Consider the following 14,584-nt stretch of genomic DNA (forward strand, 5'->3'; position numbering starts at 1 on the left):
CCAACCAACGTAAAGGTAGCTACACCGTTATGACCGGGTTCGAGAGGGTACCGATCGACTCGATGTCGATCGTAACGAGGTCCCCCTCCTGCAGCGTGAACTCTTCAGGCGGGACGAGCGACGTCCCTGTGAGGAGAACCGAGGCTTCCGGGACGGAATTGTTTCGAGTGTAGTAAGAGACGAGCTCCTCGCAGGTGCGGTCCATCTCGCTAGTCGACGTTTCACCCGTATAGACCGTTTCCCCGTCGCGCTCGATCGTCATCGACAGCGTCAGGTCGTGAGGGTCGCCAATCGTCTCCGGCGAAACGATGCACGGTCCGATCGAACAGCAACGGTCGTAGACTTTCGCTTGGGGCAAATACAGCGGATTTTCTCCTTCAATCGATCTGCTACTCATGTCGTTACCGATCGTGTATCCGACCGGTTCTCCATTGTAGAGCACGATCCCCAGCTCGGGTTCGGGGACGTCCCAGTCGGAGTCGGTCCGAATACCGACCGCCTCGTCGGGACCAACCGTCCGATTCGGCGTCGCTTTGAAGAAGACCTCCGGTCGCTCGCTCTCGTACACGTTGAGATACATTTCCGGCATCCCGCTTTCGGATTCCCGTGCTTCTTCGCTGATTTGATACGTAACGCCTGCGGCCCATACTTCCGCGGCCTCGATGGGTGCGAGCGGTTCATCGAGCGACGTTGTCACCGCCTCGGCGTCTGTGAGCAATTGATCCGTAAGTTCATCGATCGACTTTCCAACGACGTCGGCCGTCCTGGCGAGACCGGTAAACGACGTGAGGGAATCGGTTATCGCAGTGAGGTCGTACGTGGTGCCATCGTGATCGACGATCAGTCGCTGACCGCTATCGGTCGATACGTGAAAGTATCGCATACCAGAAATAGTTCTGGGTATTCCGTAATAGTTTTTGCCCCTTGTGGCGGCGAGCGGTATCGGCATTTCGAGTCACGGCTTTGACTCAACCGGGTGTAACCAACCGAGCATCTAATCAGGGCTACCTCGAAATCGATACATTAAGGAAGCGAGTTGCGAATATCATGATATGTCTCGACAAGGGACAGACAGTCACGTATCAGTCGACGGAAAGCGTACAGTTGTTGTCGGCGGAACGAGCGGCATCGGTCGCGCCATCGCGCTTGCGTTCGCCGAGGATGGCGCTGATGTCGTTGCTTCAAGCCGAACGCAGTCGGCGGTCGAAGAGGTTGCGGCGGAGCTTCGTGAGCGAGGGGCCGATACGATCGAACAGTGTTGTGACGTCACGGACCGGGAATCATTGATCGAACTACGCGATGCCGTCGTTAACGAATTCGGCGGTGTCGACGTACTCGTCGCCTCTCCAGGAGCAATAGCCCGGGAATCGATCACTGAAATCGCCGACGAGGCGTGGAACCACGTCCTCGAGATACAGTTGACCGGTGTCCACCGGGCTTGCCAACTCTTCGAACCGGCGATCGAAGAGGGGAGTATCATTACGATCTCCTCGATGTCCCCGCAGCGGTCGATGCCAAACCTCGCCGCGTACTCCGCCGCGAAGGGCGGAATCGATGCGTACACCCGAGTGGCTGCGAAGGAGTTTGGCCCGGACATCCGCGTGAACGGCCTTCGGCCGGGATTCTTCCTGACCCCTCAGACCGAAGACGCCTACGCCGAAGGGTCCTCTCGACGAAAAGGCGTCGAACATCAGACCGAAGTAGGCCGAATCGGTCAGCCTCAGGAACTCGCCGGCGCAGCGATTTACCTGGCGAGCGACTCGGCCTCGTACACGACCGGCGAGATTCTCACCGTCGACGGCGGTTTCTCGAACAGCGCGTTTCAGGAGTGACGACTGCCAACGTCGCTAAAGCTGTCTCGAGACTGTAGTTCGCGCGTCGCGTTCGCCGATTTCAGCCGGTTTTTCGAGAGCTGCCTGAAGCAAGACAGAAGATAGGCAATACATCTCTCGTGCACTCGATAGTCGGACGGTCACGACCACAACTTCCAGTCACATCACAGTCAACCGCCGTGACAGGCGTGTAGAGAGGAAACGACTGCTGGCGTTTACAGGCGGTCTAGGAGAATGCCCTGGGGCTTGACCTTGAGGCGATTCACCAATCCCACAGAATTATAACTACCCCTGGGTATGATCTTCACATGCAAGCGCTAACCAAGACTGCGCGAGAGTATGGTTCGATGGAACTGAGAGAGTACCCGGTCCCAGAGCCAGGTCCGAACGAAGCGCTCATCGAGGTCGACTACGCCGGACTCTGTGGTAGCGATGCGGGAATCTACAAGTTTAAGTCGGCGTTCGAGCGAATGGATCTCCCGACGATCACAGGCCACGAGTATACCGGCCACATCGTCGAAACCGGAGATGAGGTCACGGATTTCGAGCCTGGCGACCAGGTCGTTGAGCGACCGATCCGCGGTTGCGGTTCGTGCTACCAGTGTAAATCCGGTAACGAGAACGTCTGCCAGGACGCGGTGATCACAGGCGTCGATCACGATGGTGCGTTTGCGGGATACATTAGCGTTCCAGAATCCGAACTTCAGGCCGTCCCTGACAGTATCAACCCGAGAAACGCCGCTATCGTCGAACCGACGAGCATCGCCGCAAGAGCCGTTATCGAGAACTCACGAGTTAGACCCGCCGACCGAGTACTGGTTGCGGGTCCCGGTCCGATCGGTCTACTGACTGCACAGATCGCTGATGCACAGGGGGGCGAGGTTCTCGTTGCTGGCGTCGAGCAAGATTCGTCATACCGACTCCCGCTCGCGCGCGAACTCGGATTCGAAACCGTCGACGTCGAAACCGAGGACGCCGACGCCGTCTTTGAGAACCGAACCGACGGGATCGGATTCGATGTCGTGTTTGATACGACCGGCCATCCCTCGGGACTGACGATGTCAGCTGATGCCGTCCGAAAGGGAGGACAGATCGTCTTGATCGCGCTGACCGGCGAAACGACGATGTCGTACTCGCCGCTGGTTCGTTCGGAAACCGACCTCCAGTGTTCTTACGCGTCGATGTGGGAAGACTTCGAGCGATCCCTCCGACTGATCGATTCCGGCGTAATCGACTGCGAGACGTTCGTCGATACCCGGTTCTCCGTTCGAGATGAAGACGAGGCGTTCGAAGCGTTCCTCGCAGGCGAGACGTGCAAGCCCGTCTTCGACCTCTCCGAGTGTCGCGAATAACGGCTACTTGTCCGTCTGTGTGCAACCCAAGTAAGGCCTGACAACACCGGAAATCGATGGTGGATCGATCTACCGGAGTTCCCACGATTCTAGATAAAAAGGGATGAAGCAGTCTACAACTCCCGTCCACGACGGCCTTGCTAGATTAGTGGGAAAGGGAAGTTTTAGTATGACGTAACATATCGTGGATAGTTGAGGTATGAACTACCGCAATCTCTCAGATCCGAATGCAACGTATACGATGCGAAACCTCTCGTCGGAAACAATGGGTCTTAAAAACACCCGGGCTGGGCCCCGAGACCTCGAGATCACCGATATACAGACCACGATCGTTGAGGGGAACTACCCATGGACGTTAGTGCGCGTCTACACGGACGCCGGTATCGTCGGCGACGGCGAGTCCTACTGGGGTGCGGGAGAGCCAGAAATCATCGAGCGAATGTCGTCCTTTCTAATCGGCGAGAACCCGACCGACATCGACCGCCTGTATGAACACCTCGTCGAAAAGCTCGCTGGCGAAGGGTCAATCTCCGGAAAGGTGATTTCTGCCATCTCCGGGATTGAAATCGCGCTTCACGACATCACCGGAAAGGCTCTCGGTGTTCCGGCGTACCAGCTGCTCGGGGGCAAGTACCGTGACGAGGTTCGGGCCTACTGCGATTGTCATGCTGGCGACGAAGCTGATCCTGAAGCCAACGCCAGGGAGGCCGAACGCGTCGTCGAAGAACTCGGGTTCGACGCAATCAAGTTCGACCTCGACGTCCCGTCAGGCCACCAAAAGGACCGCGCGAACAGACACCTTCGGAAACCTGAGATTGAACACAAGATCGACATCGTTCGTGCCGTAACCGAACGGATCGGTACCCGAGCCGACGTCGCCTTCGACTGCCACTGGGCGTTTACCGCGAACAGCGCTCATCGCCTCGCGTCCGCCGCCGAGGAGTACGACGTCTGGTGGCTCGAAGATCCGATTCCACCAGAAAATCACGACGTTCAGCGCGAAGTGACACGGCGAACCACGACACCGATTACCGTCGGCGAAAACGTCTATCGGAAGTTCGGTCACCGCCAGCTCCTCGAAGAGCAAGCGGTCGACATCATCGCACCGGATCTTCCCCGGGTCGGCGGTATGCGCGAGACGAGAAAGATCGCCGATTTGGCGGACATGTACTATATCCCGGTCGCGATGCACAACGTCTCCTCACCGGTCGGAACAATGGCGAGCGCACAGGTCGGCGCCGCGATTCCGAACTCGCTGGCCGTCGAGTACCATGCTTATGAGGTCGAGTGGTGGAACGATCTCGTCGAAGAGGACCTCATCGAAGAGGGGTACATCGAAGTTCCCGAGCAGCCGGGTCTCGGTCTCACCCTCGACCTCGATACCGTCGAGAAGCACATGGCTGAGGGCGAAACGCTCATCGACGAGGCTTGACCTCCTCCCCGCCCAGAACAGTAATTGCGAAGTGTGCATTGGACACTACCTAAACCGGGACAAGAGCGTCTAACTGGTTGGATCTCACCCAATCCAATGCACAATACCGAACTACTGTGAAGGGCGAGGCGTTGCGCCTGCTTATTTTGTAACCGGCTTTCCAGTTCGACATGAGCTAATTCTTGAGCGGTCTCGATCGGCTAGCACACCGGGAGATACACGGCGAACCGTTCTGTATGATAGAACAACGGTTTTGTACCTGTGATCTATATCCCAAGACATGGAAAGAGATCCAAAATATCCGGTTCGCACGACGGTTCGATCATTCGAGATTATCGAGTTTCTCAAAGAGAACCACGGGGCAGGAGTAACTGAAACAGCGAAAGCGCTCGATATGAGCAAAGGAGTCGTCCACAACCACCTGAATACGCTCGAAGCGATCGAGTTCGTTGTCAAGGAGGACGAAGAGTACCGCTTGTCGTTACGATTTCTTGAGCTTGGAGAGTACCAGCGAAATCAGATGCGGCTGTACCGAATCGGTCGAGAGCAAGTAAAGGAGTTAGCTTCTGAAACCGGAGAGCTCGTCAATCTCGCGACGGAAGAGCACGGGCGGTGCGTCTACCTTTCTCTCTCGCGTGGAGAGAAGGCAGTGGAGGCAGATACGTATGCCGGTCACCGGCCTTATCTCCACAACACCGCGCTCGGCAAAGCGATACTCGCGCACCTGCCTGATACCCGAATAACGGAGATCCTCGACCACCGTGGCCTGCCGCAGTCGACAGAGCACACGATCACCGATCGAGACGTCCTCTTCGAGGAACTAGAGGCGATACGTGATCGCGGTGTGGCGTTCGACCGCCAAGAGCGTCTCTCCGGACTCCGGTGCGTCGCCGCCCCAATCAAGAAAAACGACGGAGTGGTCGCCGGCGCGATCAGCGTCTCAGGGCCAATGACGCGCATGCAAGGCGAACTGTTCGAAGAAACGCTACCGAACGCCGTTCGTAGCACCGCCAACGTCATCGAACTCAACCTAGAGTATTCGAACTGACGCTCTTTCTATCTCGAATTACGATGCCGGCAGTACCCAATAATATGAGCCTGTTTGATGCTTTCGCCAGACGTATATGTCATACAAATTTAATTATCCTTCCTCGATACGTGTTCAGACTCTAAGAACGAATATGTTCGGGCACCATGCTGAGAGCATCACCTATCATCAGAAAGCTGGTAGCCCGGCCCCAAATATTACAGAAGTACTGGTGTAAACGAAGAGGTGGCTAATGGAGAACATACGTTCATCCCTCACGAACACTATGATACGTCGAACCATAGTACATATATGCACCTATGGTCCATCATGAGTATGAACGATCAAGAGCGTACCGGGATCAAATCGGTCGAACACTCGTTAGGCATCATTGAACAGCTTCGGGATCACGGACCGATCGGCGTCTCCGACCTTGCAAAGAAGGTAGACATGCCGAAGAGCACCGTCCACGTTCACCTCCAGACGCTCCGAAACTGGGACTACGTCGTTCAAACGGACGGGAAGTACGACGTCGGCCTACGGTTTCTCGAAACCGGGAGCATCGTTCGTCGACGAAATAGCCTCTACCGGGCTGCCCGAGAAGAAGTCGACCGGCTCGCGACCGAGGTTGAGGAGGCGGCGAATCTCGGCGTCGAACAGGACGGACAGCGGGTTATCCTCTACAAGTCCGAGTTTGGAGAGGCGATTTACGATAATACGTCGACGGGCGAATTCACGCATATGCATTGGACATCGATCGGAAAAGCGATTCTCGCGAACCTTTCGAACGAGCGGGTCAACGAGATCGTAGACCGACACGGATTACCAGAAGCAACAGAACAAACGATCACTGACAGTGAACAGCTGTTTAATGAGCTTGAACAGATTCGCGAACAAGGATTTGCGGTCGAAAACGAAGAGCACCGAAACGGAGTCGTCGCAGTCGCTGTTCCAATATTCGACACGCAGGCCGATGTAGTGATTGGAGCACTCTCGATCTCAGGCCCGCGACAGCGACTCGTTGCAAACGAGAGCGGAACCGAGGTTGAGGAGGAGATCATCAACGCCGTTCAGAACCGAGCAAATGTGGCCGAACTCCGGTACAACCACTACTGAACCCCGCATAGCTCTCCAATCGTCCGTAGCGGTCTGATCAGAGGCGAGCGGAGGTCAACTACGAGCAGACGCAAGAAATTTCACAACTCGGGGTATACCGGATAGTGTATGTCCGCAAACGAGACTCGCCTCCACTTCGTGGATGGCGAATGGACTGAGTCCGAGACCGGCGAAACGTTCGAGACGCATAATCCCGCGGCACCTGAAGAGCCCGTCGCGACGTACCCCAAGGGAAGCGCTGATGACGCCGCTCGTGCGATCGAAGCCGCGAACGATGCAGCAGAGACGTGGGCTGAGACGCCCGGCCCCGAACGTGGTCGGATCCTCTCCGAAACCGGTCGTATTCTTGCTGATCGGAAGGACGAACTGACGGAACTGCTCGTTCTCGAAGAAGGAAAAACCCGAAGCGAGGCCGCCGGCGAGGTCCAGCGAGCGATCGACATCTTCGACTACTACGGTGCGAAGGCCCGCGACCTCGGTGGTACGGTGAAGAGTGCAAGTGGTTCGCAGACGAATCTCTACACGATTAACGAGCCCGTCGGTGTCGCGGCTCTGATCACACCGTGGAACTATCCGATCGCCATTCCGGCCTGGAAGCTCGCGCCCGCGCTCGCCGCGGGTAACGCGGTCGTTCTCAAGCCGGCATCGCTCGCACCCGGCGTCGCCCGCGAGATCGTCGAAGCACTCGATGAGGCCGGCATTCCGGATGGCGTCGTGAACTTCGTAACCGGATCTGGAAGCGACGTTGGCAGCGAACTTGCTACCCACGAGGCTGTCGACGCCGTGTCGTTCACGGGCAGCACAAAAGTCGGGAACACGGTCTACGATCAAGCAACCGACGATGGAAAGCGGGTCCAACTCGAGATGGGCGGAAAGAATCCGACAATCGTCTCGGAGAATGCGGACGTCGAAGAAGCCGCCGACATCGTCGCCAACGGTGCGTTCGGCGTTACTGGACAGGCCTGTACCGCCGCCTCCCGCGCAATCGTCCACACGGACGTTCACGACGAGTTCGTTGATGCGGTCGTCGAACGGGCCGAAGCGATTGAGCCGGATGTGGGCCTCGAAGATCCCGATATGGGGCCGCACGTGAGCCAGGACGAACTCGAGAGCACTCTCGAGTACGTCGATGTCGGCCAGCGCGAGGGTGCGTCCCTCGAGTACGGCGGCGAAGAACTCGATCGCGACGGGTATTTCGTCGAGCCCGCCGTGTTCACTGACGTCGATCCAGACATGCGGATCGCTCGGGAAGAGATCTTCGGCCCGGTGCTCTCGGTGATCGAGGTCGAGAGCTTCGACGAGGCGGTCGAGGTTGCGAACGATACGCAGTACGGCCTCTCCGCGAGCATCGTCACGGACGATCACACCGAGGCGAACCGATTCGTCGACGAGGTCGAGGCCGGCGTCGTGAAGGTCAACGACAAGACGACCGGACTCGAACTGCACGTTCCCTTCGGCGGCGTCAAGGCCTCTTCGAGCGAGACCTGGCGCGAACAGGGAGACGCTGGACTCGACTTCTACACCATCAGCAAGACGGTGTACGACAGCTACTAACGCGAGTAGCTCGCGTTAGTTCCGTTTCGGCTTTCGACCACTTCTCACGACCTGTACCTGTCACCTATCTATCAGAAGAGCGCGAAACCTTTATTTCGGGTAACTCCCGATTAGGGACGTAAATGGTCCGAGTAGAGAGCAACTTGTTCGTTCCAGTCACCTGTCCCGCTCGTCCGGGAGTGGGTACTCAATGAGCGCAATCGATCGGTTCTCGAGCGCCGCGACTGCCGCCGGCGCGACGGTCCACACCGTCGACCGGGCGAACGCCGCGGAAACACTCGAGAAACTCGTCAGACCCCCTGCCGTCGGTGTCCCGTTGTCGATCGACGGCGTGTCGCTTCCAGCAGGGGTCGAAACGAATCCCGATGATGAGCAACTACGGGCGGCTATCACCGGTATTACAGACGTTCCGTTAGGGATCGAAACGCTCGGGAGCGTCGTCGTTCCTTCCGACGAAGCGTCGACGGGACCGATCAGTCTCTTTGCAGAGCGACAGGTTGCGGTGATCGAGCGCAACAACATCGTTGAGGACGTTGAGTCGGCGTTTTCGTCGCTCGGCGAACGGTATCGTTCCGACAGCGGTGGGAATGACGCAGTAATAGTCACGGGCCCGAGTACGACAGGAGACATGGGCGCACTCGTAACCGGTGTCCATGGACCGGCGGAGCTACACCTCGTGGTGATCGACGATGAGTAGCGAATCCGACCGCGACGTCGCGGCGAACATCCGCCGGCTGATGAGCGAGGAAGGCGAAGCGGTGTCGACGAACACGCGCCTGTTCAACGAGCGGCGGTACATGTCGCTCGAGGAGCTCGGCGAGAGCCGTCACGAAGAACTCCGCGAGCGGGCGCGATCGATCAAGGAGGACGCTATCGAACGGCTTCCCGAGCTGATCGACCAGCTCACCGAGAGCGTCGAGGAAAACGGCGGTGCGGTGTACGTCGCCGAGGACGCCGAGGACGCGAACGCGTACATCCGAGACGTTTGTGAAGACGCAGGTGCCGAAACCGTCGTCAAGAGCAAGTCGATGACAACCGAAGAGCTCGAAGTCAACGACGCGCTCGAGACGGCCGAAATCGAGCCCGTCGAGACCGACCTCGGGGAACTCGTTATCCAGATCGCTGGAGAGGAACCCTCGCACATTGTCGGCCCCGGCCTTCACAAGTCTCGCGAGGAGATCGCGGAACTCTTCAACGAACACTTCGATCCCGATGTGCCGCTCGAGACCGCCCAAGAGCTGACGAAGTTCGCTCGCGATTACCTCGCCGAGCGGATCGCAGAGGCTGACGTCGGCATGACGGGGGCAAACTTCCTCGCCGCGGATACGGGGACGATGGCACTAATCACGAACGAGGGGAACGCCCGCAAGGTCGTCGAGGCGAACGATACGCACATCGCAGTCGCGGGCGTGGAGAAGATCGTCCCCTCGCTCGAGGATATCGCGACGTTCACCCAACTCGTCGCCCGATCGGGGACCGGGCAGTCGATCACGTCGTACACGAGCCTCTTCTCGCCGCCGGTAGATACACCACCGGTCGACGCCGACGAGCGGGAATTCCACCTCGTGCTGATCGATAACGGACGGATGGAGATGCGCGACGACGACCAGCTCCGGGAGACGCTGTACTGCGTCCGCTGTTCGGCGTGTCTCAACTCGTGTGCGAACTTCCAGTCGGTCGGCGGCCACGCCTTCGGCGGTGAAACGTACACCGGCGGCATCGCTACTGGCTGGGAAGCGGGCGTCCACGGACAGGAGTCGGCTGCCGAGTTCAACGATCTCTGTACTGGTTGCTCACGGTGTGTCAACCAGTGTCCCGTCAAGATCGATATCCCGTGGATCAATACCGTCGTTCGTGACCGCATCAATCGGGGCAAAGATCCCGAAGCGTTCGATCACGTCTTCGAAAGCCTGACTCCGGACGAGGAGCCCGCCGGGATGGATCTTGGCAAGCGCTTCTTCGGAAACTTCGAAACGGCCGCCAAACTCGGCAGCGCAACCGCGCCCCTCTCGAACTGGGCCGCGGACCTCGGGCCGACGAGAGCAATCCTCGAACGGACACTCGGAATCGATGCGCGCCGCGAACTCCCCTCGTTCGAGCGCGAGACGCTTCGCAAGTGGTTCGAAGCACGTGATATGACGCAGCCTGACGACCCCATCCGTCGTGCCGTCCTCTACCCGGACTTGTACACCAACTACGTCGATCCCGACCGGGGCAAAGCCGCGGTCCGGACGCTCGAGGCGCTCGGCGTCGCCGTCGAGATGCCGCCGGTCCGTTCGAGCGGCCGAGCGCCGCTCTCGCAAGGAATGGTTCAGACTGCGCAGGACCACGCGGAAGACGTTACAGAGCGACTCGAACCGTATATCGAAGCGAACTACGACGTGGTCGTTATCGAGCCGAGCGATCTCGCGATGTTCAAGCGCGAGTACGAAAAGTTCCTCCCGAGCGATGAGTTCGAGCGGCTCGAGGCGAACAGCTACGAGATTCTGGAGTACGTGTACGGACTCGACGAGAACGGTGCCTCCCTCGAGGACCTCTCGACCGGCGAAGCATCGTCGGTGTTCTACCACAGTCACTGTCAACAGCGCACGCTCGGTCTCGAGCCGTACACGGTATCAGTTCTCGAGGATCTCGAGTACGAAGTCTCGACGAGCGATACGGAGTGTTGCGGGATGGCCGGCTCGTTCGGATACAAGAGCGACTATTACGAACTGAGTATGGAGGTCGGTTCACGGCTAAAAGAGCAACACGACACTGTCGGAGATCCGGCCGTCGCGAGCGGAACGTCCTGTCAGGATCAGATCAGCGATCTCGTCGGGGATCGGCCGCCCCATCCGATCGAATTGATCGCCCCCACTCAAACGTAGTCCAAGCGGGACGATCGCTATCTTTTCGGCCGTAGCCGTTGTCGTGAGGCTGTCACGTCCTCGTCTTCACTGAGCGACCAGTAGGACCGAGTAGGGCGGAGAGTTCATAGCTAGTCTTCGGCCTGCTCGAGGAGCCCGCGCAGATATCCGATGGCGAACAACCGCCCGTGTGTTTCGTAGCCAGGATTGTCGTTGGACTCGCCGGCCATTGTTGGGACATGATCGGGACGCATGAGGCCGTCGTACCCAATGTCTCGATACGCACGGATGGCAGCAAGCATATCGGTGGGCCCGTTATCGTGCCATGTTTCAACGAAGGAGTCAACGGATCCTTCGACGTCGCGGAAATGAACGTAATTGATGCGGTCGCCGAAGTGGCGGATCGTTTCGGGGATGTCGACACCCATGGCAGCGAAATTCCCCTGGCAGAACGTGATCCCGTTGTGTTCACTGTCGATGATGTCTAGAACACGGTCGTAGGCCTCAACACTGGTGATGATCCGTTCAATACCCCGTATTGGCGACAGAGGCGGATCGTTTGGATGGAGCGCGAGGTAGACATCTGCTTCCTCGGCAACGGGGACAACCCGCTCGAGGAAGTACTCGAGAGTAGTCCAAAGCGTCTCTTCAGTGACTGGCGCTTCTGGCGGGTTGGGGCCACGCTGCATTTCGTCGTGGTCATAGGCCGTGGTGAGCGATCCACCGCGGGCAGGGCGAGCACTATCGGTGCGACTCCATCGACGCGACGCCATCCAGTCGTAGCAGACGGTAGATATTCCGGCAGCGCCGGCGTTCCGCAAGAACTCGCAGAACGCATCGATCTCTGCATCGCGTACCTCCCTGCCGAGTACCGTTTTGTCGGTCAGAGGAAAGGCTTCCTCGATAACTTGGAGATCCAATCCTGCGTTTCGAAATGCGTTTTTCAACCGTAACAATTCGTCGTATTCCCGATATCGTTGACCGGCACCGATATTAAGGGAATTGATAACGGCATGATCGACGCCGCTTTGCTTCGCCAAATCCCACCGTTCGTCTCGATTCGGTGGTAAGATGAGTGCTTCTTTGATGGTCATTCTCTTGCGTTCACGATTGAGATTAACCTAACGCCAATTATAGTTTCCCCTCCGTGCACTCGCTAAATCGTCGGATGACGGTTTTGTTCTTGCCGTCTCCAAAGCATGTATCTGACCACGGTAGGGCACCAAACTCACTAGTGGTCTTCGGGCGTTCTCTGTTACCTCCATTCTCGGAGGTCGTCCGCGGGCGCAGCTCTACGCGTCCGACTCGACGGCTTCGATAAGCCCTTTCATGTACCCGACAGCGAAGAGCCGACCGAGCGTCTCGTAGCCGGGATTGGTGTTCTCCTCAGTCGCCATCGTCGGGACGTGATCAGGTCGCATCGGGCCGTTGAATCCGATATCCCGATAGGCGCGCATCGCCGCAAGCATGTCCGTCGGTCCGTCGTCGTGCCACGTTTCGACGAACTGTTCCGCATCTCCCTCGACGTCCCGGAAGTGGACGAAGTTGATCGCATCGCCGAAGTGGCGGATCGTTTCGGGAATGTCGACACCCATTGCGGCGAAGTTTCCTTGGCAGAACGTAATGCCGTTGTGATCGCTCGGATAGATATCGAGGACACGATCATACGCCTCGACACTACGGATGATGCGGCTCATGCCGCGAACTTCGGGTAGCGGTGGATCGTCCGGATGAAGACCGAGTTTTACCCCTGCCTCCTCGGCGACGGGAACAACCTGCTCGAGGAAGTACTCAAGGTTCTCCCAGAGTTCTTCCTCGGACACCGGCCCGGCTGGATCAGATGGCCCCCCAACCATGTGCTCGTGATTGTATCCGGTCGTCAGTGAGCCGCCGCGAGAACGAATATCGACGGCCGTTCGTGCCCAGCGACGCCCGGCCATCCAGTCGTAGCAGACGACGGGGATCCCGAGTTCGCCAACATCGCGAAGGAACTGACAGAACTCTTCGATCTCTTCGTCTCGGCCAGGCTTTCCTAATCGCGTCTTGTCCGTTATTGGAACGCACCCTTCGATAACTTCGATGTCGATTCCCGCATTGGCGAAGCTATTCCGTAATCGAAGGAGCGTATCATAGTCCCAGAATTGGCGATCGTCTCCGATTTCGAGCGTATGGACGACCGCGTCTGTAACGCCCATCTGTTTCGCTAGCTGCCAGCGCTCGTCCGGTTCGGTTGGTAAGATTACTGCTGGTTCCATGCGCTACTCCCGACGAAGGAACACGCCTAAATAAATTCTTCCTCTCTGCATCTACTCTTTCGATACAAATTCTGGTAGTTGGCTCTACCCGTGAGTCGGGATACACCATAAATTATAAATAGGGATGTGCTCACCTACCAATGAGGCATGACAGTAGGAAACAACCTGAATAGGCGGAAATTTCTCTCAACCGCAGGTGCAGCATCTGTTTCAGGAATGGCTGCGTTAGCGGGGTGCATGGGCGGTGATAATGGCGGCGTTGAAATGACGATCGGGAGTGCATTCGAACCTGGTCACATCAACGTCGAAGCCGCTGAAATGTTCGCGGAGGAGATCGAAGAACAGTCTGACGGTGACTTCGAGGTAGAAGTGACACCCGGTGGAGCGATGGGTGCAGAAGACGAGATCACGTCGCTCGTGGCGGAGCAGGGGGCTGAAGCCCACGCAGCCGGAACTGTTCCCTTCGACATGTACACGCCCGAATACTGGTTCTTCGGGAGCCCCTTCGTCATGGAGGATTACGACCACCTCCTCCGCGTGATGGACACCGATATCATGGAAGGGGTTGAGGATCAGATGATCGAAGAAGGTAACCAGCGCCCGCTCGGACAGCAGATCTACCGCGGTGAACGACACTTCACTGCCAACAGTCCGGTCACGGCGCCCGAAGACCTAGAGGGACTTGCACTCCGGCTTCCAGAACTCGATCCGTGGGTAGATATCTGGGATCAGGTCGGAGCAGATCCGACGCCGGTTGCGCTTGACGAACTCTACAGTGCGCTGGAGCAGGGGACTGCCGATTCCTCCGAGGGCGACGCGGAACAGATTTCCTCGTTTAACCTCCACGAGGTTCAATCCCACGTCAGCCTAACTGGACATCTCGTCGAAACAGGAAACATCTACATGAACGAGGACTTCTTCCAAAGTCTCGACGACAGCTATCAGGACATGGTCCTCGAAATCGGTTCGGACGTCACCGAAGAAGCGGCAGAAATCTCACTCGAGCGAGAGGATGACCTCATCGACGAACTCGAGGAGGAAGGAATGGAAGTCGTGGACGATGTCGACCACGGGGCGTTCGAGGACGAAGCCGAGGACGCAGTCGAGCAGTGGTTCGACGAAGAGTGGGTTGGAACGTGGGACGATGTCTTGAGTATCTGAACCATCCGG

12 protein-coding genes are annotated in these 14,584 nt (G+C 57.9%); 9 read left to right on the forward strand and 3 right to left on the reverse strand.

What is annotated here, in order from left to right; genetic code table 11:
• Positions 1–19: 19 nt before the first annotated feature.
• A complete protein-coding gene (locus NED97_RS22445; RefSeq protein ID WP_252490986.1) occupies positions 20–883 on the reverse strand; it encodes a fumarylacetoacetate hydrolase family protein in 864 nt (287 codons plus the stop codon).
• Between the two features lie 169 nt (positions 884–1,052).
• Between NED97_RS22445 and NED97_RS22450 the strand changes: the two genes are divergently transcribed.
• From NED97_RS22450 to NED97_RS22485, 8 genes are all read left to right on the forward strand, one after another.
• Positions 1,053–1,832: an SDR family NAD(P)-dependent oxidoreductase gene (locus NED97_RS22450; RefSeq protein WP_252490987.1), complete on the forward strand. Its 780-nt coding sequence runs from the start codon at positions 1,053–1,055 to the stop codon at positions 1,830–1,832.
• Between the two features lie 308 nt (positions 1,833–2,140).
• Positions 2,141–3,184 carry a zinc-dependent alcohol dehydrogenase gene (locus NED97_RS22455; protein ID WP_252490988.1) on the forward strand — a complete coding sequence of 348 codons (1,044 nt, stop codon included), beginning with the start codon at positions 2,141–2,143 and terminating at the stop codon, positions 3,182–3,184.
• Positions 3,185–3,383: 199 nt separating this feature from the next.
• Positions 3,384–4,616 (forward strand): mandelate racemase/muconate lactonizing enzyme family protein, encoded by a 1,233-nt coding sequence (locus NED97_RS22460; protein ID WP_252490989.1) that lies wholly within the window; start codon positions 3,384–3,386, stop codon positions 4,614–4,616.
• A 280-nt stretch (positions 4,617–4,896) separates the two neighbouring features.
• Positions 4,897–5,664 (forward strand): IclR family transcriptional regulator, encoded by a 768-nt coding sequence (locus tag NED97_RS22465; protein WP_252490990.1) that lies wholly within the window; start codon positions 4,897–4,899, stop codon positions 5,662–5,664.
• A gap of 225 nt (positions 5,665–5,889) precedes the next feature.
• On the forward strand, positions 5,890–6,759 hold the full coding sequence (locus NED97_RS22470; RefSeq protein WP_252490991.1) for an IclR family transcriptional regulator: 870 nt from the start codon (positions 5,890–5,892) through the stop codon (positions 6,757–6,759).
• Positions 6,760–6,867: 108 nt separating this feature from the next.
• Complete coding sequence (xacF, locus tag NED97_RS22475) at positions 6,868–8,313, forward strand: 2,5-dioxovalerate dehydrogenase (protein WP_252490992.1); 1,446 nt, start codon at positions 6,868–6,870, stop codon at positions 8,311–8,313.
• 190 nt (positions 8,314–8,503) lie between these two features.
• A complete protein-coding gene (locus tag NED97_RS22480) occupies positions 8,504–9,010 on the forward strand; it encodes an LUD domain-containing protein (protein ID WP_252490993.1) in 507 nt (168 codons plus the stop codon).
• Entirely contained in the window at positions 9,003–11,180 is a 2,178-nt protein-coding gene (locus NED97_RS22485; RefSeq protein ID WP_252490994.1) for an LUD domain-containing protein, read from the forward strand. Before NED97_RS22480 ends, NED97_RS22485 begins: the two co-directional genes overlap by 8 nt.
• Positions 11,181–11,290: 110 nt before the next feature.
• Here the strand turns inward: NED97_RS22485 and NED97_RS22490 are convergent, their stop codons facing one another.
• Together NED97_RS22490 and NED97_RS22495 are read right to left on the reverse strand one after the other, a co-directional pair.
• Positions 11,291–12,253 (reverse strand): mannonate dehydratase, encoded by a 963-nt coding sequence (locus NED97_RS22490; RefSeq protein WP_252490995.1) that lies wholly within the window; start codon positions 12,251–12,253, stop codon positions 11,291–11,293.
• Positions 12,254–12,451: 198 nt separating this feature from the next.
• Positions 12,452–13,414: a mannonate dehydratase gene (locus NED97_RS22495; protein WP_252490996.1), complete on the reverse strand. Its 963-nt coding sequence runs from the start codon at positions 13,412–13,414 to the stop codon at positions 12,452–12,454.
• A gap of 147 nt (positions 13,415–13,561) precedes the next feature.
• On the opposite strand from NED97_RS22495, the gene NED97_RS22500 reads away from it, so the two are divergent.
• Entirely contained in the window at positions 13,562–14,575 is a 1,014-nt protein-coding gene (locus NED97_RS22500; protein ID WP_252490997.1) for a TRAP transporter substrate-binding protein, read from the forward strand.
• Positions 14,576–14,584 lie beyond the last annotated feature (9 nt).

This window comes from Natronococcus sp. CG52, assembly GCF_023913515.1.
In the GTDB taxonomy this organism is placed as follows: Archaea; Halobacteriota; Halobacteria; order Halobacteriales; family Natrialbaceae; genus Natronococcus; species Natronococcus zhouii.

Bases quoted from the DNA above. Each gene is read 5' to 3' on its own strand.
- NED97_RS22445 (WP_252490986.1), bottom strand. From the start codon at position 883: ATGCGATACTTTCACGTATCGACCGATAGCGGTCAGCGACTGATCGTC.
- NED97_RS22450 (WP_252490987.1), top strand. From the start codon at position 1,053: ATGTCTCGACAAGGGACAGACAGTCACGTATCAGTCGACGGAAAGCGT.
- NED97_RS22455 (WP_252490988.1), top strand. From the start codon at position 2,141: ATGCAAGCGCTAACCAAGACTGCGCGAGAGTATGGTTCGATGGAACTG.
- NED97_RS22460 (WP_252490989.1), top strand. From the start codon at position 3,384: ATGAACTACCGCAATCTCTCAGATCCGAATGCAACGTATACGATGCGA.
- NED97_RS22465 (WP_252490990.1), top strand. From the start codon at position 4,897: ATGGAAAGAGATCCAAAATATCCGGTTCGCACGACGGTTCGATCATTC.
- xacF (WP_252490992.1), top strand. From the start codon at position 6,868: ATGTCCGCAAACGAGACTCGCCTCCACTTCGTGGATGGCGAATGGACT.
- NED97_RS22480 (WP_252490993.1), top strand. From the start codon at position 8,504: ATGAGCGCAATCGATCGGTTCTCGAGCGCCGCGACTGCCGCCGGCGCG.
- NED97_RS22485 (WP_252490994.1), top strand. From the start codon at position 9,003: ATGAGTAGCGAATCCGACCGCGACGTCGCGGCGAACATCCGCCGGCTG.
- NED97_RS22490 (WP_252490995.1), bottom strand. From the start codon at position 12,253: ATGACCATCAAAGAAGCACTCATCTTACCACCGAATCGAGACGAACGG.
- NED97_RS22495 (WP_252490996.1), bottom strand. From the start codon at position 13,414: ATGGAACCAGCAGTAATCTTACCAACCGAACCGGACGAGCGCTGGCAG.
- NED97_RS22500 (WP_252490997.1), top strand. From the start codon at position 13,562: ATGACAGTAGGAAACAACCTGAATAGGCGGAAATTTCTCTCAACCGCA.